21 protein-coding genes and 2 pseudogenes are annotated in these 20,659 nt (G+C 40.8%); 13 read left to right on the top strand and 10 right to left on the bottom strand.

Going from position 1 to position 20,659, the window contains the following annotated elements; genetic code table 11:
- Window position 1 precedes the first annotated feature (1 nt).
- Complete coding sequence (glpQ, locus tag ACZ1G6_RS14940; RefSeq protein ID WP_472617018.1) at window positions 2-1,015, top strand: glycerophosphodiester phosphodiesterase; 1,014 nt, start codon at window positions 2-4, stop codon at window positions 1,013-1,015.
- A gap of 54 nt (window positions 1,016-1,069) precedes the next feature.
- On the opposite strand, the gene ACZ1G6_RS14935 is transcribed toward glpQ, so the two are convergent.
- The 4 genes from ACZ1G6_RS14935 to ACZ1G6_RS14920 all read right to left on the bottom strand — a co-directional run bounded on the left by ACZ1G6_RS14935 (window position 1,070) and on the right by ACZ1G6_RS14920 (window position 3,814).
- Entirely contained in the window at window positions 1,070-1,690 is a 621-nt protein-coding gene (locus tag ACZ1G6_RS14935; RefSeq protein WP_472617017.1) for a redoxin domain-containing protein, read from the bottom strand.
- Window positions 1,680-3,191, bottom strand: coding sequence for a protein-disulfide reductase DsbD family protein (locus ACZ1G6_RS14930; RefSeq protein ID WP_472617016.1), 1,512 nt, complete (start codon window positions 3,189-3,191; stop codon window positions 1,680-1,682). The genes ACZ1G6_RS14935 and ACZ1G6_RS14930 overlap by 11 nt, the downstream gene beginning before the upstream one ends.
- A gap of 94 nt (window positions 3,192-3,285) precedes the next feature.
- On the bottom strand, window positions 3,286-3,552 hold the full coding sequence (locus ACZ1G6_RS14925) for a protein-disulfide reductase DsbD domain-containing protein (protein WP_472617015.1): 267 nt from the start codon (window positions 3,550-3,552) through the stop codon (window positions 3,286-3,288).
- A 7-nt stretch (window positions 3,553-3,559) separates the two neighbouring features.
- Complete coding sequence (locus tag ACZ1G6_RS14920) at window positions 3,560-3,814, bottom strand: hypothetical protein (protein WP_472617014.1); 255 nt, start codon at window positions 3,812-3,814, stop codon at window positions 3,560-3,562.
- A 191-nt stretch (window positions 3,815-4,005) separates the two neighbouring features.
- On the opposite strand from ACZ1G6_RS14920, the gene ACZ1G6_RS14915 reads away from it, so the two are divergent.
- The 8 genes and pseudogenes from ACZ1G6_RS14915 to ACZ1G6_RS14880 all read left to right on the top strand — a co-directional run bounded on the left by ACZ1G6_RS14915 (window position 4,006) and on the right by ACZ1G6_RS14880 (window position 11,987).
- Complete coding sequence (locus ACZ1G6_RS14915) at window positions 4,006-4,392, top strand: RidA family protein (RefSeq protein ID WP_472618996.1); 387 nt, start codon at window positions 4,006-4,008, stop codon at window positions 4,390-4,392.
- A gap of 19 nt (window positions 4,393-4,411) precedes the next feature.
- The gene (gene trmH / locus ACZ1G6_RS14910) at window positions 4,412-5,089 is read left to right on the top strand and encodes a tRNA (guanosine(18)-2'-O)-methyltransferase TrmH (RefSeq protein ID WP_472618995.1); all 678 of its coding nucleotides are present in this window, start codon (window positions 4,412-4,414) and stop codon (window positions 5,087-5,089) included.
- Window positions 5,090-5,247: 158 nt separating this feature from the next.
- Complete coding sequence (locus tag ACZ1G6_RS14905) at window positions 5,248-5,883, top strand: peroxiredoxin-like family protein (RefSeq protein WP_472617013.1); 636 nt, start codon at window positions 5,248-5,250, stop codon at window positions 5,881-5,883.
- Between the two features lie 100 nt (window positions 5,884-5,983).
- Window positions 5,984-7,306 carry a conjugal transfer protein TraF gene (traF, locus tag ACZ1G6_RS14900; protein WP_472617012.1) on the top strand — a complete coding sequence of 441 codons (1,323 nt, stop codon included), beginning with the start codon at window positions 5,984-5,986 and terminating at the stop codon, window positions 7,304-7,306.
- A 73-nt stretch (window positions 7,307-7,379) separates the two neighbouring features.
- Window positions 7,380-9,455 (top strand): ATP-dependent DNA helicase RecG, encoded by a 2,076-nt coding sequence (gene recG / locus ACZ1G6_RS14895; RefSeq protein WP_472617011.1) that lies wholly within the window; start codon window positions 7,380-7,382, stop codon window positions 9,453-9,455.
- A complete protein-coding gene (locus ACZ1G6_RS14890) occupies window positions 9,448-10,263 on the top strand; it encodes a class I SAM-dependent methyltransferase (RefSeq protein ID WP_472617010.1) in 816 nt (271 codons plus the stop codon). Before recG ends, ACZ1G6_RS14890 begins: the two co-directional genes overlap by 8 nt.
- Before the next feature lie 31 nt (window positions 10,264-10,294).
- Window positions 10,295-10,771: pseudogene (locus ACZ1G6_RS14885) on the top strand (redoxin family protein).
- Between the two features lie 12 nt (window positions 10,772-10,783).
- Window positions 10,784-11,987: pseudogene (locus tag ACZ1G6_RS14880) on the top strand (BaiN/RdsA family NAD(P)/FAD-dependent oxidoreductase).
- Between the two features lie 128 nt (window positions 11,988-12,115).
- Here the strand turns inward: ACZ1G6_RS14880 and ACZ1G6_RS14875 are convergent.
- Entirely contained in the window at window positions 12,116-13,771 is a 1,656-nt protein-coding gene (locus ACZ1G6_RS14875; RefSeq protein WP_472617009.1) for a DUF6794 domain-containing protein, read from the bottom strand.
- Window positions 13,772-14,198: 427 nt separating this feature from the next.
- Between ACZ1G6_RS14875 and ACZ1G6_RS14870 the strand changes: the two genes are divergently transcribed.
- A complete protein-coding gene (locus ACZ1G6_RS14870; RefSeq protein WP_472617008.1) occupies window positions 14,199-15,368 on the top strand; it encodes a MerR family transcriptional regulator in 1,170 nt (389 codons plus the stop codon).
- 68 nt (window positions 15,369-15,436) lie between these two features.
- Here ACZ1G6_RS14870 and ACZ1G6_RS14865 read toward each other — a convergent pair whose 3' ends face one another.
- Window positions 15,437-16,189: an acyltransferase family protein gene (locus ACZ1G6_RS14865; RefSeq protein WP_472617007.1), complete on the bottom strand. Its 753-nt coding sequence runs from the start codon at window positions 16,187-16,189 to the stop codon at window positions 15,437-15,439.
- 18 nt (window positions 16,190-16,207) lie between these two features.
- On the bottom strand, window positions 16,208-16,654 hold the full coding sequence (locus ACZ1G6_RS14860) for a hypothetical protein (RefSeq protein ID WP_472617006.1): 447 nt from the start codon (window positions 16,652-16,654) through the stop codon (window positions 16,208-16,210).
- Window positions 16,655-16,780: 126 nt separating this feature from the next.
- Between ACZ1G6_RS14860 and ACZ1G6_RS14855 the strand changes: the two genes are divergently transcribed.
- Together ACZ1G6_RS14855 and ACZ1G6_RS14850 are read left to right on the top strand one after the other, a co-directional pair.
- Window positions 16,781-17,584, top strand: a complete 804-nt coding sequence (locus ACZ1G6_RS14855; RefSeq protein WP_472617005.1) for a hypothetical protein — start codon at window positions 16,781-16,783, stop codon at window positions 17,582-17,584.
- Window positions 17,530-17,664: a hypothetical protein gene (locus tag ACZ1G6_RS14850; RefSeq protein ID WP_472617004.1), complete on the top strand. Its 135-nt coding sequence runs from the start codon at window positions 17,530-17,532 to the stop codon at window positions 17,662-17,664. Before ACZ1G6_RS14855 ends, ACZ1G6_RS14850 begins: the two co-directional genes overlap by 55 nt.
- Window positions 17,665-17,957: 293 nt before the next feature.
- Here the strand turns inward: ACZ1G6_RS14850 and ACZ1G6_RS14845 are convergent, their stop codons facing one another.
- Entirely contained in the window at window positions 17,958-18,248 is a 291-nt protein-coding gene (locus tag ACZ1G6_RS14845; RefSeq protein WP_472617003.1) for an alpha/beta fold hydrolase, read from the bottom strand.
- A 7-nt stretch (window positions 18,249-18,255) separates the two neighbouring features.
- Window positions 18,256-18,903 carry an alpha/beta fold hydrolase gene (locus ACZ1G6_RS14840; protein ID WP_472617002.1) on the bottom strand — a complete coding sequence of 216 codons (648 nt, stop codon included), beginning with the start codon at window positions 18,901-18,903 and terminating at the stop codon, window positions 18,256-18,258.
- 78 nt (window positions 18,904-18,981) lie between these two features.
- On the opposite strand from ACZ1G6_RS14840, the gene ACZ1G6_RS14835 reads away from it, so the two are divergent.
- Window positions 18,982-19,686, top strand: coding sequence for a helix-turn-helix domain-containing protein (locus ACZ1G6_RS14835; RefSeq protein WP_472617001.1), 705 nt, complete (start codon window positions 18,982-18,984; stop codon window positions 19,684-19,686).
- Between the two features lie 450 nt (window positions 19,687-20,136).
- Here ACZ1G6_RS14835 and ACZ1G6_RS14830 read toward each other — a convergent pair whose 3' ends face one another.
- Complete coding sequence (locus ACZ1G6_RS14830; protein ID WP_472617000.1) at window positions 20,137-20,562, bottom strand: hypothetical protein; 426 nt, start codon at window positions 20,560-20,562, stop codon at window positions 20,137-20,139.
- Window positions 20,563-20,659: the final 97 nt, after the last annotated feature.

Below are 20,659 nucleotides of genomic sequence, written 5' to 3'. Positions count from 1 at the left end.
AATGCGTATAGCATGGGTTAAGACAAATCGTAAGTGCAGTCATATTCGAAATTGTATCGCCTTAGTTGTACTTGGCAGTATTTCTACATTGTTATGCTCAACAACGATGGCCATGGACATTATTGCCCATAGGGCGGCTTCAGGTTATTTGCCTGAGCATACCAAAGAAGCTGTCGTGTTAGCGCATACGCAAAACCCGGATTACATTGAGCAAGACTTGGTCGTCACCAAGGATGGCCAGCTTATAGTATTGCACGACATATATCTTGATACCGTTACTAATGTAGAAGTCGTTTTTCCACGTAGGAAACGCCAAGATGGCCGCTTTTATGTTATCGATTTTAGCTTAGATGAGCTGAGGCAATTGCGCGTACATGAACGTCAAAATATTAAGGGCCAGCAAGTCTTTGACAATAGATATAGTGGCCACGCACATTTCACAATCGCTAGTTTTGATGAGCACATAGAGCTCATCAATGAGCTGAATCGAATGTTTGATAAGAATGTTGGCATATACCCTGAAATAAAAGCGCCACAATGGCACCTATCAGAAGGTGTCGATATAGCCAGTTTGTTAGTAAAAAGTCTAAACAAGCACCGTCTAAATCACGTTGAAGCGAACATTATCGTGCAAAGTTTTGATCCTACAAGTTTGAAGCGTTTGAAACACGAGCTGGGTATTAAAGTCCCTTTACTTCAGTTAATTGGGGGCAGAAATTGGCAGCATCCAAACGTTGATTATGCGCACATGACTACCCAATTGGGCCTACAGGAAATCTCTGAATATGCTGATGGTATAGGGCCATGGATTCCGGTTATATTGAACCTTAAAAACAGAACAGTCATGCCAATATTAAAAGATGCACAGCAACTAGGTTTGTTTGTTCATCCTTTTACGCACCGCGAAGACAGCGCTAAAAAACAATTTCCAGCGAGTAAACAATTTGAAGTACTCAAAAAAGCAGGTGTTGATGGATTATTTACTGATCAGGTTATGCCGTATATGCACGAATAAATCTTGTGATAGGTCTATTCGTGCACGTAGCTTATTTTGAATACAAAACGTAAATTAGCTTGCGTATTTGATTGAACAACCGTACGGAGGGGTTATTTTTTTGCTAACTTCTTCGCCTGATAATAGTGCGCTTAGGCCAAGGTCAAGATAGTTGTCTGCTTTTGGAATATCTGCTTGATTAGCCGACTTAATGCTATCAATTGCACCAGCGTATTTAAGTTCGCCTTCAGGGTTAATTATATACATATGTGGTGTTGTTTTAGCTGCATAAGCTTTACCGACTTCGCCTGTTGGATCAAACAAAACATGTGAAGGCGCCGCGTTGCGCGATGAGCTGAGCTCATTTGCTTTATCCGCGTCTACATGGCCTTGTTTACCATAAGGTGCAGACGATATTATGGATAACCACACGACGTCTTGCTCGGTGAATTTGCGCTGCAAGTCTTGCATGTTATTACTATCGTAATGTTTTACTACATATGGGCATTGATGATTGGTCCATTCAAGCACAACATGTTTACCCGCATAGTCAGATAAGCTGACTTGCTCACCCATACTATTAGTTAATGTAAAATCAGGTGCCGGAGCATCTACCTTTTTAGCGTTAACACTAAAGCTTAGGACTGCAGAGCACAGTGCGACAGATGCGACTGAAAATATTCGTTTAATTGACATTGTTAATCTCCTGTTTTGCTTTTTCGATAGCCTCAATAACCATATTGGGACTGAGTATTTGGGGAAGCACTTCGTGCGAATTTGTGCCTGCATAAACCACATATAGTGGTACGCCAGCGCGTTCATATTGGCTTAAATAATTCAAAATTTCGTCATTTTTGTTAGTCCAATCACCTACCATGTAATGAACATTGCTTTGCGTTAATGACTCAATTACATCTTGGTCACTTAAGGCAAGCTGCTCATTTACTTTGCAGGTAATGCACCAATCTGCGGTCATGTTGACTAACACAACTTGGCCCTCTTTACGCAATTCTAAAAGTGCGTTGGGTGTGTATTGAATAGCGAAATTATCATCAGTGGTGTTTTGCTTCTTGAGCGTCGTCTTAAAGGTATTTACGCTAATCATCGGTAGACTAATACTGAGCAAAACAAGCACTACGCACAGTGTTTTAGCCCACTTACTTTTGAGCAAACCCAAAAGCCATAACGCCATGCAAAATAGAATTAAGCATATTATTAATAAAAATTGTGCGTCGCCGCCTAATTGACCTGCATATACCCATAATAACCATGCAACCGTTGCTAGCATTGGAAAGCCAAGCAAGCGTTTGAACGTTTCCATCCAAGCGCCTGACTTGGGCAAGCATTTAAGGGCGCGTTTGGACATAAACAATAACGTGATAGGTAGTGCAAACCCTAACGCCAAAGCATTAAAAAGCAGCAAGGTAATACTTGGTGGACTAATAAACGCTATACCCAAGGCGGCCGCCATAAATGGAGCTGTACATGGTGAAGCAACTATGACGGCAAGGGCGCCGGTTGCAAAATGAGAGCTTGCAGAATCGCCAGAGACAAACCCTTGGCCAAACCCAGTAAGACTGGTGCCTACAGTCAGTGTGTCAAACAATACTAAGGCAATAAATGTAAATAGAAAAACCAACAATACAATGACTAGAGGTTCTTGCATATGAAACCCCCAGCCAATTTGCTGACCGCTTACTTGTAGGGCGATAATGATTATGGCAAATAAATTAAAACAGACCATTACACCCGCTAAGTAAGAAAACTTATGCATATTTGCGTTATCTGAATGTTGTAACGCTAGGGCTTTAATAGACAAGATTGGTAAAACACAGGGCATCAAATTTAGGATCAATCCCCCTAGAAATGCCATACCAGCATAAAGTAGGATGTCTTGTAAAGGCAGATTTTCATCAATGATAGGATTTGCACTTATATCACTAAAGGTTGTTTCCAGATAAAAAGCACGTTTTGAGTCGCTCACTAGCCACGAAAGGGTTTGTTTGGTTTGCGATTGGGTAAAAGCAGACTCATCAAAATATAACGAACGCGGAATGACAACGCTAATCATATCATCGTTAAGCAACCATTGTTGTTGACCAGCATGGTCAATAACATCACCCCTAAACGGAAATATACTGAGTGAATCAACATCTAAATCCTCAAGTGACTGGCCTGCATTTGGCAAACCCACCACGATGTGCTCTTGAGTAATTTCGAATTGTCCATTTAAAATTAGGTCACTAGGGTGTTTGGTACGGGTATTTGAGAATAATTCGGCATATTGACTATTATTTGCTTGGGCGCGTACTGGTATCTCGATTTGAAGTGTAGCCCAACCAAGGTATGCAATCCTCTTTGCATACTAACCACGAAAGGTCGACTTTGACCAAAAGGTTTGAACCAATTAATACATCGTTTGATACTTCAACAGGAACAATTAACAAGTTGGGATTGTAGTATCCATAATTAACAAGATGCGCTACTGGTATCGCCTTGGGAATTGGCCATTGAATATCCCCAAATGAAATCCCTTTTGTTTCATGCCAATCTAGCACTGGGGCTTCACCAGAGTCTCCCTAGGTTTAACCAGTAGGTGTGCCATTGTGTTTCTGGTTTTAATAATACACCAATATGGCTTGTAGACCCTGGTACAAATGCATCGTGCTCAGAATACAAAAAAACTTCAATATGGGGACCCGTTGCACTGGCAGTGTTTACCACAGTTTGATGGCTTGTTGACTCCTCATTGCCAAATGCGACGCCTGTTGCTAAAAACAACATTAGTGCAAGCCATGATGCTACTGTATTTTGTACCATAAATAATCAATCTTTGTTTTAGACCTTATCAGTACGATTGTTTTCGTCTAATCGTTTAATGTGTCGTTTATGTCGCTAGAGCCTCGGCAAAGTATAGGCTGTGAAACAATGACATTCCATGCTATAAACCTATCATTCGACGCAAAGACCACTACACTTTGTAATTATATTTTTATTTACGCGAGAGCATGATGTCAAAATCTATCATACAAACAAACAATGCCCCAGAGGCCATTGGCACCTATAGTCAAGCTGTCAAAGCGGGCAACACGGTTTATATTTCGGGGCAAATCCCACTTTTGCCACAAACCATGCAGATGGTTTCTGAGGAATTTGAAGAACAAGCTGTTCAGGTGTTTGAGAACTTACAGGCGGTCGCCAATGCAGCAGGTGGTAACACATCAAACTTGGTCAAGGTCAATATCTTCCTAACTGACTTAGGGCAATTTGCTAAGGTCAATGAAGTTATGGCAAGGTATTTTACTCAGCCATATCCAGCAAGAGCTGCGGTGGAAGTAAGCGCTCTACCAAAAGGTGCGCAAATAGAAATAGACGCTGTTATGGTGTTACCAGAATAATATGAGCTTCACTCAGAAAATGTCGCCTGAGCGATATAAACGTATTACCGAAATGCTTAAGATGCGTCAGCCAGACTTAACATTACTGCTCGAAGAGGTACATAAACCTCACAATGTGTCGGCAGTTATTAGAAGCGCAGATGCGGTGGGCATTAACAGAATTCATGCGGTATGGGAGGGTGACACTGAGCTTCGAAAAGGCACCGCTATGGGCAGCCAGATATGGGTAGATACAAAAACACATGGGTGCGTCGGTGATGCAGTTAGGCATTTACATGAACAAAAAATGCAAGTGCTAGTGACCAATTTAGATGATACTGCCGTTGATTTTAGACAAATTGATTACACCCAGCCTACCGCGATCATTTTGGGCCAAGAGAAAGACGGTGCAACTGATGAAGCAATCGCGTTGGCTGACCAGTCAATCTTGATACCGATGGTAGGGATGGTTCAATCGTTAAATGTATCAGTTGCCGCAGCTACTATTTTGTATGAAGCTCAGCGACAACGTGAGCTAGCTGGCATGTATAAACAAGCTTTGTTACCGGTGCATGAAATACAAAAAGTGCTATTTGAAGGTGGATTTCCAGTATTGCATGAACAATGCCTTAAACGTGGCCTTCAATATCCGCATATCAATGATCAAGGTGAAATTGAAGCATCGCAGCAGTGGTGGGATGCACTGAAATATTCTTAGGATCTTGTATAAACAAGCGTTTATTAATATTTTTGAGAAAAATAAGAAAACGTGAAATAAAATATTCGCTGGTCCGGTCTGATGGATGGGAATGAATATTTTATTCAAGTGTTAACTTATTTCACATGCTCAGTGTGATATTTCAAACAGGTAAATTGATGAAAAAATTAATATTAGTGCTTATCGCAAGCGTTTTTGTAAGCCAAGCTTTTGCTGTAGATCGTACACAAATACGAGAAAATGCTGAAGATGTTACGCCTTTGCTCAACGGCATGATGGCGCCAAATGCTTCGGTTAAAACGGCTGATGGGTCACCAGTAAGCTTACAAGCGTTATTGATGCAAAAGCCAGCAGTCATTGTATTTTACCGTGGGGGGTGGTGTCCTTATTGTTCAAGACAGCTTGCTGAGCTAAAAGACATTGAACAAGATTTGGTTGATGAAGGTTACCAGATCATTGCAATTTCGCCTGAAACTGTTGAAAAGCTAAATGAACAAAAGCTAGAGACTGAGTTTGCTGCTCAACTTATCTCGGATGATAAACTACAAGCGATAAAAGGCTTTGGTATAGGTTTTTATGTGCCTAACGACACATCAAAATTATATAAAGAACGCATGAACGTTGACTTGACTGTAGATGAAGCAGATCGTGCAGTGTTGCCAGCGCCAGCAGTGTTTATTACTAACACCGAAGGCCAGGTTGTATTTAGTTACGTGAACCCAAATTTCAGAGTAAGGCCGTCTGCTGATTTGGTATTAAGCGCCGCTAAGTTAGTCAAAGCACCAGCTCAGTAATACCAGTAATATAAATCAAGTTGCTTTAAAACACAGGTAAAGGAATCATCGCCTTTACCGTTAACATCTTATACATCTTTTTAGATAATAGGATAATGTTTTGAAGCGACTTTCCGCAAGCCTTGTACTCTCGCCCCTGCTTTGTTTTTCGATATTGGAAAACGCACTAGCAAATGACCCTTTTCAGCATACTGGCAGTGCATTAAGCCGTGGTAGTGTCGCTTATATAAGCGATCCTTATTCAACCGCGCACAATCCTGCTTCAGCCGCTTATTTCTCAAGAACTTATGAAGGCTTTAGAATGAACTACATAGCGCCCATCACCGGCGGTTATGAAGTGGGTAAAATAGATTCTTTGATTGATGAATTAGACGAGCTAATTGATATCCTTGAGCAAGATGATTTAAGTGCTCAAGATGCACTTGATGCTAAAGACCGCTTTGATCCTTTCTTGCGCCAAGCGGCAATTGATGGAATGGTGAAAGCGACTGGTAGTGCAGGCGTTCCGCTATTGCCTGCGTTTTACAGAAGTACTGAAATCGGAACATTTAGCTTCAATATGCATGTCAGTGGTAGCCTTAGAAGCACAGTCTTAGATGATGAGATTGATATCATTGCTATTAATAATTCCTTTCAAATTAATACATCAGCGGCCAGCTACGTTAAAGGTGCTGGTTTAGTATCTGTGGCTGCAGGATATAGTCGACCGGTGTATAAATTAGATGACGCATTTTTATATGCTGGTACCACATTTCGCTTGAATCGTTACAGCCTTTCAAAAAACATAATTTCATTAGCGGGTCTGGAAGATGGTGAAAATATTGAAAATGCGATACAAGATGATTATGAAAATAACGCCAATGCGACGGTCAATCTTGGTGTTGATTTAGGATTGCTTTGGGCAGCTTCACAGTATTCGCTAGGGTTTAGTGTTAAGGATATAAATGAGCCTGAATACGATTATGGTAGTTTAGCGTCAGATTGCGCAGATCTTGTTGGTCTCTCGCTTGATAACTGTTTTGTTGCGCAAGATATTATTGCTGATGGGCGAATCTCCGCAAACGAGGTGTATGTTGCTAATGCACAAGCAACGCTTGAAGCTAGCGCATGGTTTGGTCAAAAAACGGTATGGAGTTTGAGTGGGGCGATTGATTTAAATGATAAGAATGACCCAATTGGGGATTTGTATCAGTGGGCCAGTATTGGTATGACGGCGCAATTTAATAATTGGTTTATTCCACAACTGCGCCTTGGCTACTCAAAAAACCTTGTCGGCACTGAGCTGGCATACTATTCCTTGGGACTTACCATGTTCAAGCATGCTCAGCTAGATGTACGTTGGAGCAGTGAGAGTGCCGAAATAGACGGTACTGACGCCCCTCGTTCAGCATTTATCAGTTTTTCGGTACAAAAGTCTTTCTGATCTTGATTACAGCTGGCGAAAAACCCTGATTTTGTTACTCTTTATTGACTAAGCAATCAGGAACACAGGCAGCATGTTGTCATTGGCTGATACTTCGGTCACCACCTTAAAGGGCGTGGGGGCAAAAGTTGCAGAAAAACTCGCTAAACTGGGTATTCAAAATCTACAAGATATGATGTTTCATTTGCCTTTGCGCTATGAGGATCGTACTCGCGTGTACCCAATAGCCGATTTATATACCGGCATACACGCAAGCGTCGTCGCTAAGGTTGTGAGTGCCGATATAAAATATGGTCGTAAGCGCATGTTACTTGTAAAGGTAAGTGATGGTAGCGATATACTGACTTTGCGTTTTTTCCACTTTTCTGCCGCCCAACTTAATGGTTTTTCAACTGGAAATACCGTAAAAGCATTTGGTGAGGTTCGCTCTGGCGGCACTGGATGGGAAATCATGCATCCGGAATATAAAATAATTGATCCTGAGGCTGAGGTCGAAGTCGAAGCGTTCTTAACACCCGTTTATCCAACCACCGATGGCGTGAATCAACTTACCTTGCGCAAATTGACCGAACAGGCTTTGATACAGCTTGAAAAGGGCGCATTGACAGACCTTCTACCTGAAGGTTTATATGCTCAGCAGCTTTCTCTAAAACAGGCGCTACAATTGGTGCATCGACCACCTCCTGATATTGATTTGCAAATGATGGATGAAGGACAGCATCCTGCTCAAACTCGGCTGGTATTAGAGGAGTTGCTTGCGCATCATTTAGGAATGTTGAAAGTCCGCAGTGAGTCTAATCAAGACCCTGGTATTAGAGTAGATAGCCGTCATTTGTTGATAGATAAATTTTTGTCTAATTTACCGTTTTCACCCACCCAAGCACAATCTCGTGTGGTCACCGAAATTCACAATGACCTTGGTTTACATCAACCAATGATGAGATTGGTGCAAGGAGATGTGGGCTCGGGCAAGACGCTTGTTGCTGCATTAGCTGCTTTGCCTGTTATTGAAGCAGGTATGCAAGTAGCGTTGATGGCCCCTACCGAATTGCTAGCAGAACAACACGCACATAATTTTAGGCAATGGTTTGAGCCATTAGATATCAAAGTGGGTTGGTTAGCAGGTAAAACTAAAGGCAAAGTACGAAACGAAACACTTGAAGCGCTGCAAAATGGCCAGATTAATATGTTAGTGGGTACGCATGCAATATTTCAAGAAGCTGTAAATTATCACCAGCTTGCCTTGGTGATTGTAGATGAGCAACATCGGTTTGGTGTGCACCAGCGCTTGGCTTTGCGCAAAAAGGGTGAGCACGCCGGTAAATACCCACATCAATTGATTATGACAGCAACGCCTATACCTCGTACTTTGGCGATGACAGCCTATGCGGACTTAGATACCTCTATTATTGATGAACTGCCACCAGGGCGCACGCCTGTAAAAACAGTAGTGCTACCTGACAGCAGACGTAATGATATTATTGAGCGTGTTCGAAACAGCGCACTGAGCGATAAACGCCAAATTTATTGGGTATGCACGTTAATTGAAGAGTCTGAAGCGCTACAGTGTCAAGCAGCTGAAGATACAGCAAGCTCACTTGCTGAACTGCTTCCTGAATTAGCCATTGGATTGGTTCATGGTCGCTTAAAGCCGGCAGAAAAACAAAGGTTGATGAGTGAATTTAAATCGGGGAGCATTGATTTGCTTGTGGCAACCACCGTGATAGAAGTGGGTGTGGATGTGCCTAATGCAAGTTTAATGATCATTGAAAATCCAGAGCGCTTAGGCTTGGCTCAATTACATCAGCTACGGGGTCGAGTAGGGCGCGGCTCTGTTGAAAGCCATTGCGTGTTGATGTACCAAAGTCCTTTATCAAAAACGGCAAGTAAACGTTTAGGAGTATTGCGCGAATCTAACGATGGTTTTTATATTGCCGAAAAAGATCTTGAAATTAGAGGCCCAGGAGAGCTACTTGGCACCAAACAAACCGGTATCGCTGACTTAAAAATTGCAGATTTAGTGCGAGATGCAGCACTTATTCCTCAAGTTAAAGCCTTAGCTGAAACAATGTGGAGCGCCCATCCTGAACAATCAAAAGCCCTCATTCGCCGGTGGTTAGCCAACAAGGATGAGTATTCTAATGCGTGAAGATGCGGCAATTATTATAGAAGACTTAGACAGCATCTCTGTTCAAGAACGAGCGAAAAAGTTAGCACAAAGGCTTGGTTTGCAAGTACACACTATCCCTTTGGGGGCGGTCAAAAATACTTTTAATAGTGCAAGGTGGATATTAGTATATACGCAAAACGGATTGTCTCTTCGCGTTACTAGTGAACCATCATGGTCTGATATTAGTGTTGATTTTCTTTCCGATACCATTAATTACCGCAAACAGCACGGTGGCGGGCGCAGTGAAGCGATAGCCAAAGCGATTGGCATCAAAGGCAAAAGCACGCTTAAGGTATTAGATTGTACTGCGGGTATGGGCGTAGATAGCATCATAATGGCAAATGTTGGTGCGCAAGTGACAATGCTTGAACGTCATCCATTTATAGCAGCGCTGTTAGAAGACGCATTATGGCGTTTTGAAAAAGGGAATATGGACCAAAATGAGCCAACATTGAATCATTCGATGAACTTTGTTAACGAGGACTCGATTGATTATTTACAAAATACAGATGCGCGTTTTGATGTGATCTATTTAGATCCTATGTTTCCGCACAAAAAGAAAAGCGCATTAGTAAAAAAAGAGATGCGAGCGTTTCAAATGTTACTAGGCGAAGATGTAGATAGCCGTGAATTAATGGATGCCGCTATAAACTATCGGCCTAAACGTATCGTAGTAAAAAGACCCGCAAGTGCACCAAGTATAGACAATGTGCATGACTTGCGTCCAAGTATGGCAATTAAATCAAAAAAGCATCGATTTGATGTGTATTTAATGTCTCAACCATAAGCTATAAATAACCCTAAGGTAAGGAAATATTATGATAGAAGTCGGCGCAAGTATCCCATCAGCAACACTGAGTATGATTGATGGGTCGGATATGAAAAATCCGACAAGCGAAGAGCTATTTAAAGGCAAAAAAGTAGTAATGTTTGCTGTGCTAGGAGCTTACACTCCAACCTGCTCTCAAGCTCATTTACTACAGGCTATGTTGCCCTTGCAGACAAGATAAAGGCAAAAGGCGTAGATAGTATCGTTTGTATTTCGGTAAATGATGCGTTTGTTATGCATTCATGGGGGTTATCTCAAAATGCAGAGCACATAAGTATGGTAGCTGATGGTAATGGTTCATTTACCAAAGCACTGGGCCTAGGCATGGAAACGGACACTTTTGGTGGTTTTAGATCGCAGCGCTACAGTATGTTAGTAGATGATGGTGTAATTAAATCACTGAATGTTGAAGCGCCTGAGTAAGTTCGAAGTATCAGATGCACAAACAATGCTTGCTCAGCTTTAAGTCAGTTTCAATATGGCTTCTAATGCACCGGCGACCATAAAACGAGATGTACTTGTATTAGGCGCAGGTGCCGCAGGATTGTTTTGCGCGGCTCAAGCGGGCTTTAGAGGCCGAAATGTTGAAGTGCTTGATCACGCTAAACGACTTGGCGGGAAGATCCTAATGAGTGGTGGCGGGCGATGTAATTTCACCAATATGTATGCGTCACCAGAGCAGTTTTTGTCACAAAATCCCCACTTCTGTAAATCGGCGTTAAGTCGTTATACGCAGTGGGATTTTATTGCGTTGGTAAACGAATATAAAATTCCCCATCACGAAAAAACCTTAGGGCAGCTATTTTGTGACGATAGTGCTAAAGACATCGTAAATATGCTGATGAGTGAGTGCGATAAAGCCAAGGTAGTGGTGAGTAATCGAACAGAGATATATACGGTTGAAAAACACAGCGTTGGTTATATTGTGAAAACATCTAAAGGCAACTACCAATGTGAATCCTTGGTTGTTGCAACGGGTGGATTAAGTATGCCAAAGCTGGGCGCGACGCCATTTGGTTACCAAATTGCCGAGCAGTTCAATATTCCCATGGTACCAACACGAGCAGCTTTGGTTCCATTTACCCTTCACGAACAAGACAAGGCGGTTATTGCGCAGCTAAGTGGCATATCAGTTGATGCAAGCGCTAGCTGCAATAACACTAGCTTTAATGAAAATATTTTATTCACACATCGAGGCTTAAGTGGGCCAGCAGTGTTGCAAATAAGCTCTTTTTGGGAGCCTTGGACAAGCTGTGGAGTTTGACCTTTTTCCCAATGGCGATTTGCTTGATTATTTGCAGGAAACGCAAAAACGCCAAGCCGACATTCACATGTCGACGGCCTTGTCTAAACATTATCCCAAACGCTTTATTCAGGCGGCAATTGATTATTTTGGCCTTGAAAATAAACCGCTTAAGCAATATCACGCTAAAGCATTGCAAGAAGCCGCTCAGGCCTTTACTAATTGGCAAGTCAAACCAAATGGGACAGAAGGTTATCGCACAGCAGAGGTAACACTTGGTGGTGTTAATACCGACTATTTGTCATCAAAGACTATGGAATCAAAAGATAACAAAGGTTTGTATTTTATTGGTGAAGTAGTTGACGTTACCGGTTGGTTGGGTGGCTATAATTTCCAATGGGCGTGGTCCAGCGGCTGGGTCGCAGGACAGGTTGTGTAAGTGTAGCGTTCACTCGGATGTTTAAATGATAGCAAAAGTGCTGAAAGCGGTCGTTCGAGTGAATCGATTTCAGAGAGTTTGGTCAACAAATATTTACCCGTAGTGGACTTAGCGTACCCTGCAAGTTTTTAATTTACTTGTTCATAATCCTCAATGTGATGCGCCTCTTCTGAAATCAAGGGTAAGAAAAATTCGAAAGACTCTCCATTTTTCAAAAGTAAGTACACTCCATCAAATCGATCACCAATTACAAAGCTTCCATCTTCAAATTTGCCTAATCGTTGTGGCTTAATGTGATATCCATATTGAGGACTCGAAGTATAAGGGGTTCGTTCCATTCCATTAGGATATACAAAGTAAACTATCGGTGTAATTTCACCATTCTTCACTGAGACAATGCCATTTGAAGATGCTAGATACATTCTTTCATTAGAAATCAATATCGCCCCTGTTGGTAATAACTCTTTCCAATCTGTCTGATGGTCAGTTGTTATCTCTTCTAATGGAGTTAAACTGTTAAATAGTGACGCAAACTTTGTTTCGCTGCCTTTAGTCAGCTTTACCAACGTTCCGTTTCTTGGAGTGCCAATCCATAGTTTTTCGTCGTTATCGGCTACTATGTTACTCACATGAACGGACCATCTCCCAACATAGTCATAAACAAAAATATCATCGGAGCCTTCTAATTCTTGTTCTGTTAGTTTTATCCGATACAAGTCTGTTTCATTTCCTGAATCTTCAACTTGAAAGTAGACTGCACCATCAAAAAGGAGTGGTGTGGCACTTCTTTTTGGAAAGAAAAAATCATCTTCCTTTTGATTACCAATGCCATCACTATCGAATATTGGATATTGGCGTCTACTCGATTTGGCTTGGTATATTTGAGTCAATCTATCTAATTTAAGCTCAAAGATTGAATCTTGTGAGACAATTAGTAAACCATCATTACTTTTACCCAATCTCAACCATTCGGCTTGTGTTGGCAATTTCAAAGTTAGCCGTTTGAAAGTAGTTGAAGGCTTAGTTGTGATAAGAGTCCAGTCGTCATTATCTTTGCAAAGCCAATGGGCAATCTTTCCGCGAATAATAACGTCATGAATTTCTGGACAACCCTGAACAGTCACTGGCTTTAGTTTTTTTGATTTGACATTGATGAAGTATATTCCGTCGTGCCAAACGCTTTTGGGCTCTTTTCTCCAGCCTTTCAAGGTTGCAATAAAACCATTTTCGTAAGGCTCCAGCCCCCAAACGTCTTTACTATCAGACTGTTTTGGCAATAGAGCCTCTGGAGCCGAGTTTGTCTTCCACCTCCAGTTCAACATGGCTGTTTTTCGCCTTATTTGTCTTTCGATATCTAGCAATGCCTCTTGCTTTTGAAGCGCTTTAGCTTCATCCCAATATGCTTGATAAATTCCTACTTGCTTTTCTACCTCCCACGGAAGGCCATTAAGTTCACGATATAAGCTCTTAATAATAATACTGCTCATATCATCAGGGTGGTGAATACCTTTATCGTTAAACCATATGGAAAGTTTCGAATTTGACCATAGGCCCCATGAATTCCTTAGGCCTGTACCAAAACCATGATGGTATCTATACAAATCTTGTTCTGTCCCACTTTTTATAACGTTTAAATCTTTTTGAGGAAGAGTTGATAGAAGTCTTGAAACAGCCTCATTTAACGTTGATGGAGGTTGATCCTTGTTTACATTAACGTTAGATGTACAACCTAGGATGAGTAAAACTAAGGTTAAAAGAGTAATTCGGATACTAATTCTTTCCATGGATGACAAAGCTCTATTACACGTAGCCTTTGACTGTATCCCTATTGGTAAATTACTTCAACAATCAATCAGAGAAAAGGCTAAAACGAGCCCTACTTGCACGTCCGCTTTGATGTAAAGATAGAAACTCACCATCCTTTAAATCTGAACGACGCCTAGACGTACACAACCGTCGGAGAAATTTTTTCATTAAACTGCTACATCCTGTCACAAATTAGTATTTCACCATTCACTAAAATCTTAGTCCCGAACGGCTGGTTTTGCGCTTTTGTTTGAATTCAAATTGAATTGCAAATCAGGTTTGTGCAGTAAGCGGTCTTTGACTGTGTAGCGACATAGATTTTAATCTACCTAAAATTACCCCTTGACCTGTCTATTACTTTATAGTCTACATTAATTATTGCATGTCAAATGTATGGAGTTATATGTGTATCGTATCTCTGAATTAGCTTCACTGGTTGGCTTATCAAGAACGGCGTTGCTTTATTACGAAAAGCTCAATTTAATAAATGGGGATAGGTTGGAAAATGGCTATCGAATATATAGCGATAGAGATTTACAACAAATTCGCTTGATTCAACACTTGCGGGATGGAGGGCTTACGTTAGCTGAATGTAAATCTTGTCTCGAAAGTAAGTTAGATAAGTCTGTGCTTCGATTAAGATATGACGAGCTTGAGGCCGAGATAAAGCAAAAGGAAAAGTCACTAGCTTTGCTGTCTTCTCTTCTGGGAGAAAAGACAAGTAAACCTTGGCATGAAGCGCTTTCTGAAATCGCACCTGATGCACATATAGATTGGTTAAAAGTTCAAGGGTTTGACGAGAAACAAGCCCTCAGAGTTAAATGGTTATCAAAAGATATGAACGAACATGACAAATATATGCAAGACTTTATGAGGGTATTTGAAGCACTTGAGTTATGGGGACCTAACAGTGAAGAAGATACTACCAAAGCATTTAATCTACTCGATATTAGTCCTGCACGGATTTTAGAAGTTGGTTGTGGTAATGGTAATTCTACAATAGTCCTTGCTAACCTATCTAAAGCGGAGATTGTTGCAACAGATAATGAACAGTTAGCGTTGAACAAATTGGAGCAAAAAATCAAACGGTATGACCTGAATCACATGGTATCTACAAAATGCGTCAGTATGACCGAACTAGATTTTGGCGCTGAGAAATTTGATGTTATTTGGGCGGAAGCATCGGCGTACGTGATGGGAGTTGAGAAAGCGCTTTCAAAATGGAAACCTCTACTAAGAGATAGAGGGATACTTGTATTTAGCGATTTAGTTTGGTTAACCGATAAGCCTAGCACCGAATCAATCAAGCATTGGAAGAGTGATTACCCTGATATACAAACGGTTGACACGCGTCAGTCACAAATTAAAGAGGCAGGCTATGAATTAATCCAATCATTTACTGTTTCAGAGCAAGCTTGGAAAAGCTTTTATGAGCCCCTTCAGCAGCGCTTGTATGAACTTGCGCCGACAATGAAAAACTCACAAGCCGTCATTGATATTCAGACTGAAGTGAATTTGTTCAAGTCTCACCTTGGCGAATTTGGCTATCAGTTTTTTATTACTAAAAAATGTTAACCTTAATGACGATAAGAATGAATTCTTGTTCTTTAGAGGAAGTCTAGCACCAAAATCGTAGCCCTAAATTAAAATCTCGAATCCAATTGGTATGCAGCAAAGTGAAATAAAGACAAGTTGACATCGTTGCATCCTTGAAGAGCTTTTTTTGTTGTGATTCCAAATGCAGGGTGCAATATTTCAATGTAATTAACAACTATCACAATGCATATACACAAAGCAATCACGAGCGAACTACTCAAAAATACATGTAGGAGAGCAGAGATTTCAGGCAGTAGCTTGGATAATATAAAAGCCACTACAACGCTAACGCTTTGATGAATAATATAAAGGGGAAACACCAAGGTGTTAAGTTTGCTTATTTTAGCATTACTATGGTTGAACCACCTGTAGCACACTGCAAGTAGCGCTAGAGGAAGGACAGCCCGATTTAAAATATATGAAAATTCAGCAAGTAGCGCTACCCAATGCTGAGGATTGTCATTTTTCCAAACGCTTATGAAGCCTACTTGTATGGCTAAAATACTTAAGACAGATAATAAAAGCAGTAAAACTGCATGCTCTGAAAGTTTGTGCCAAAACGCAGTGTAGCGCCCCAAAGTAAATCCCACGAAAAACCACATAAAGCCATAAGACTCTCTGATTAATTCACCCGAAAAAGTGACTTGTATCAGCGCGCACAAAATACTAATTATTAAAACGAGCAACCAAGTTTTTTTGGCTATTGAAGTTAATACTCTTATGCATAAGCTGCTAGCGAGTATAGGAGAAATGACAATACATAGTAAACTGAATTGCCAAAGTGATCGAAGAAACCACAAATGATTGACATCGATGCCTTACCAGATACCAGCAGTGTAGTTTTTAAACGTGTCCGCTTGTTCAAAGAACAAGGCGTACTTAAATTGAAGATAACTGTATGGCATTGCATTGGCTTGCACCATTTCTACATATAATTGGGGAGGAACAATTATTAGCACGCCAATCAGCAACGGAAAAAGCAGTTGTGTGCTTCTTTTTATCATAGCAAAAGGAATACTCATCTTTTTCAGCATAAAGTTTAGAGCGATGCCAGATATTAGCCATAGTAGGCCCATCCGCCATGGAGAGGTAATGAGCATCAGGTGTTGTAGGCTAGTCCAATAGGTTTCAATCTTAAAATGAAAGTCCCATTCTGGTACGTAAATCATCGCATGGTGGTATACTACGAGCACTAATATCGCGCATACTCGTAATGTATCTACAGCGGGTATACGTTCATCAATAAATGTATTTTGTGATTTCATTGGCTGTTAGTCTAAAGGAACACCTGTTTATGTTTACAATAAATGACTACTTGATCATGAGTTAGCGAGTATTTTGACAGTAAAAAGTGACGAACGGTTAGTTAACGGGACAAGAGTACAAGGGTAATGTTAAATAGACTGTGGTTTCAATCCTATAAAAAAACAGTCGAACTTGTACTGTTGTCAATATATTTCACCATCAATGCACTCATAAATGCATCGACCGTGCTTATGCAAGATATGCGCACTAGCAAAAGTGCATTCAACTCTTGGGAACCTGTTGTCTGGGAATTTTCAAGTGCCTATTCAACCTTGTTACTCATTCTATTGTTAGCTATTTATACTAAGCATTGCGCTTGGCAATGGCAGCGACCTCTTGTTTCCAGTTTGAGATATTTCATTGTGGCAGTTGTGTTCTGTCTATTACATGTTGGTTTAATGGTTGCTATGAGAGAGATTGCATATGGCTTCACAGCTCTCGAATATGACTTTGCGACAAGTACAGAAAGTCTAATATTTGAATTGTTTTACGAATTTCGAAAAGATCTATGGAGCTTTGTATTCTTTGTTGTTGCCATTGAAGTCTACCGCTATGCTTTAAATCAATGGTTGGGTGACACTAAGCCCATCTATGAGTCTTCTGGCACCAATTCGGATACACAACAATCGCTCCCAGAAATATTGCTAGTAAAAAAGTTAGGGAAAGAGTTTCTAATCAAAACAAATGAAGTGCAATGGGCAGAATCTGCAGGCAACTACGTAAATTTGTACATAGGAAAGGATGTTTACCCAATGCGTATAACAATGACAGATTTTGAAAAAAAGCACAAAACTATCATTTCGTTCGCACTCATCGCTCTCAGATTGTTAATACAATGTGGATTCAACATATCGAAAAGCTTTCTTCTGGTGATGCAAAAATCACATTGAAAAATGGCTTAGTTCTTAAGCTATCAAGGCGGTTTAAAAAAGAGTTTGAAATGACTATTCGTAATCTTTCTAAACTATAAATAAGGTCTGTTGCTAACTTTTGTAACATGCAATAACTGAACAACTAATTTACAGCAATCTTTATATTGCTGACATAGAACTTGGTAACGAACTGTTGAGTGGCTTCGGTATAACATGGGTAAAAGATTTTTCAGTGTCTTTAGATTGAACGAAGAAAAATTGCTCGTTTATACAAAGCGCTCCCTTTTTTTATTGATAATATAACGACCAAACTCGGTTAGAAAAGCCATTGATCAAGACGAACCATTCTAATAGAAAGCCATCAACGAATTGTTGTCTCCTAGGCTTTTCATTAAGACTGCTTGAGTAAAAAGTCATGGTAAATATCCGCTACAATTTCAGGTGCGTCCAACATTGGTACATGGCCACAACCGCTGAGTATTTCTCGCTGCGATTTTGGCAATGCTGAATGTAGCGAATCAGCGCCGCTGACATGAAAAATTCGATCTTCTTCACACCAAATAATGAGTGCAGACATGTTAAGTACGGGAGCTAATTCGAGTAACTTCGGCGTATTTTCAAAGTTATTGGCAGCATACCAAATGGCTTTGTTCTTCCGTGGTGTATTGATTTCTTGCTGCATCCAACTCTTAAGAATGGGCGTTGGGATACTCGGCGTTTCTGGAAACAACCAAGGCGTTTCGTTCCATGAATTGCGTTTCAGATTGCGCAACAAGCGGTAGTAAACCATTTTCAATAGCGAGGTCCATATCACTTTTTGTGTAGCCACTCACGCCAAGAGGGCTACCTATGAATGCTAGAGAACTGAATTTATCCAGTTGCTGAGTGGCTACTAAACCTGCGACTTGGGCACCCATTGAGTTTGCTGCAATGTGGGCGCGTTCGATATTTAAAGCGTCGAATACTGTTATTAAATTTTGCGCTTGGTTGTGCAAATTATATTGACTAGTATGTAACTGTAAATTGTCGCCAAAGCCCGGTAAATCAAGAGCGATTACGTGAAAATGTGGAGTGAGCTCACGGGCTAAATCAACCCAGTGCTCTTTCCGGGAGAAAATGCCATGTAGTAATACCACCGTTTCATTACCTTCTGTGTCAATGCCACCTTCGAGGTAATGAATAACGCCTAACGAAGTTTCAACTGTTTTTGCAGTTAACCCCGCAGACGCATTGTTTAAGGTCAGTAGAAATTGACTCATTGTTTGTGGAAGAACAAACCAAGTGAAAGTAGACGCCAGAACAAGTAGTGTGCAAAGTGTGATAATCAATCGTTTCATAGTGTCTCCGCTTTTGTATACTCTAACTGGGTTTGCTCCAACGTCGTTGAATAAACGTGCATGTTTAGGAATGTATAGATGAAAACCAATCAGTACCGCTATCGCTCACACATTTTTTCCTTGGCGAAAGTAGAGTTAGCGATGCATGAGAATCTTATTACCTGTGTCATTTTTGGTAATGGGCAAGACGTGAAAGTTGTTGGAAAAAATGACGAAATATCTGGCCGCATAGTCTGCATTAAACCCGATGTGATGCATGGTGTATTTGTGCAAAGTGGTGGTGCAGAGGTGCTGTATTTGGATGGGGTAAAACTCCCCAAAGATCGGCGAGATTTCACCTTACTCGGCAAACACTGGGCCGATATTCCTGAGGCATTTTTCAGTAAAAATAGCGCTAGACTCAACAAACTGCGAAGTGCATTAGACAGTAATAATCACTCCTCAGATCCAAAGGTACTGGCAGTGATTGATAAGCTATTTGAGAACCCGATTGAGCGCATGAGTCAAGAACAGTTATCTGACCTTATGGGATTGGAAAGAACCCAAGCGCTCAAAATGTTCAAACGCGAAACCGGGCAAACATTCCGACGTTTTAAGAAGTGGGCGGCTAGTGTAATGCTCACATCACTGGTATTTAATGACGGTGAAATAATTAGTCATGCAGGATTGGATGCGGGGTTTTCTGATGCCGCTCATACCACTCGAACAGCCCGAGAGGTGTTTGGTTTGACGCCAACAGCTGGCGCTAGTAGCTTGCGAGGAATATCGACGTTTATTTCATAGACCAAGGACTTGTCATCATAGTCATATCCACCTCACATTGTTTGGTGCTAAGGATATTCATCTACATCTTTTACAGAATTATCCAATACAAAATACAACAGCCTTCACTTTTAGGCAAAATTCTCTCAGCAACTAATTGCTGAGTAGCAATATTCCGATCGTGAGCGGTGATAGTTACAACCAATTCTAATTCTTTAATCACAAAAATGTAGATCCTGCCGCCGCCCTGAGCCGATGCGCTGTAATAACTTTATTCCCCACGTTCGAGAATTTGTTGAACTTCTTGCTGACCTTTGACTAGGCCCACTCAAGGCAACTAAACTGCGCTTTGTGTTGGGTCGCTTGGTTTGTGACGGTAACTCCTCTGCTTATATGCAACAATGAATTCGAAGATAGCATATAAACAAAAAATTAATAGCTTCAAGTTTAGATTGAAGTAAAGTACTTACGTCAAGAATTACATCGTTTGCTGCGAGTCAAAAGGCGTATGCTTGCGACTATACCAACCGTCAGTCCCGTGACAAATAAAATCAGTTTCATTGGAGTGACCACACTCTTTATTGTCACAAGATCAGAATGTCCTTGAAGCAATAAAACTTGAATAACGCCTTCTACTAAATCAACCGGAATGACCAAAATACTAGGCAGCATTAGCCAGTATCCGTACACTGGAAATGACCGAAGAGTTAGACCAATAAATAGAGCGCCGTATGCAAATGGATATGCAACATCGAGGGTCGCAGTCAACCAAATATGAACTATTTTTTGCCGCTCACTCATCAAATCTACATGCGCTAATATCTCGCTTGGAATAAACATTTCATCGATGATATGAAACTCTTCAACGTACATGACTAACCCAAAGGCGCTAGTCATTGATACTGTTAACCAAAATAATGCGAGTAAGCACGGATTTAATTTTAAATAATCGAGACAATTCATCTTATGCATATCGCAGTGAATCAGCTTATCG

The sequence above is a fragment of the Glaciecola sp. HA4-3 genome, from assembly GCF_055693685.1.
The sequence above is the reverse complement of the archived record's forward strand: the minus strand, read 5'-3'. Positions and strand labels throughout refer to the sequence as shown.

What these genes read in the sequence shown, in the direction of transcription:
- ACZ1G6_RS14890 (WP_472617010.1), top strand. Translation starts at nt 9,448, where the DNA reads ATGCGTGAAGATGCGGCAATTATTATAGAAGACTTAGACAGCATCTCT.
- trmH (WP_472618995.1), top strand. Translation starts at nt 4,412, where the DNA reads ATGTCGCCTGAGCGATATAAACGTATTACCGAAATGCTTAAGATGCGT.
- ACZ1G6_RS14835 (WP_472617001.1), top strand. Translation starts at nt 18,982, where the DNA reads ATGAAAACCAATCAGTACCGCTATCGCTCACACATTTTTTCCTTGGCG.
- ACZ1G6_RS14860 (WP_472617006.1), bottom strand. Translation starts at nt 16,654, where the DNA reads ATGAAATCACAAAATACATTTATTGATGAACGTATACCCGCTGTAGAT.
- ACZ1G6_RS14830 (WP_472617000.1), bottom strand. Translation starts at nt 20,562, where the DNA reads ATGACTAGCGCCTTTGGGTTAGTCATGTACGTTGAAGAGTTTCATATC.
- ACZ1G6_RS14915 (WP_472618996.1), top strand. Translation starts at nt 4,006, where the DNA reads ATGTCAAAATCTATCATACAAACAAACAATGCCCCAGAGGCCATTGGC.
- ACZ1G6_RS14875 (WP_472617009.1), bottom strand. Translation starts at nt 13,771, where the DNA reads ATGGAAAGAATTAGTATCCGAATTACTCTTTTAACCTTAGTTTTACTC.
- ACZ1G6_RS14920 (WP_472617014.1), bottom strand. Translation starts at nt 3,814, where the DNA reads ATGGTACAAAATACAGTAGCATCATGGCTTGCACTAATGTTGTTTTTA.
- recG (WP_472617011.1), top strand. Translation starts at nt 7,380, where the DNA reads ATGTTGTCATTGGCTGATACTTCGGTCACCACCTTAAAGGGCGTGGGG.
- ACZ1G6_RS14905 (WP_472617013.1), top strand. Translation starts at nt 5,248, where the DNA reads ATGAAAAAATTAATATTAGTGCTTATCGCAAGCGTTTTTGTAAGCCAA.
- ACZ1G6_RS14855 (WP_472617005.1), top strand. Translation starts at nt 16,781, where the DNA reads ATGTTAAATAGACTGTGGTTTCAATCCTATAAAAAAACAGTCGAACTT.
- ACZ1G6_RS14935 (WP_472617017.1), bottom strand. Translation starts at nt 1,690, where the DNA reads ATGTCAATTAAACGAATATTTTCAGTCGCATCTGTCGCACTGTGCTCT.
- ACZ1G6_RS14840 (WP_472617002.1), bottom strand. Translation starts at nt 18,903, where the DNA reads ATGAAACGATTGATTATCACACTTTGCACACTACTTGTTCTGGCGTCT.
- glpQ (WP_472617018.1), top strand. Translation starts at nt 2, where the DNA reads ATGCGTATAGCATGGGTTAAGACAAATCGTAAGTGCAGTCATATTCGA.
- ACZ1G6_RS14850 (WP_472617004.1), top strand. Translation starts at nt 17,530, where the DNA reads ATGTGGATTCAACATATCGAAAAGCTTTCTTCTGGTGATGCAAAAATC.
- ACZ1G6_RS14845 (WP_472617003.1), bottom strand. Translation starts at nt 18,248, where the DNA reads ATGCAGCAAGAAATCAATACACCACGGAAGAACAAAGCCATTTGGTAT.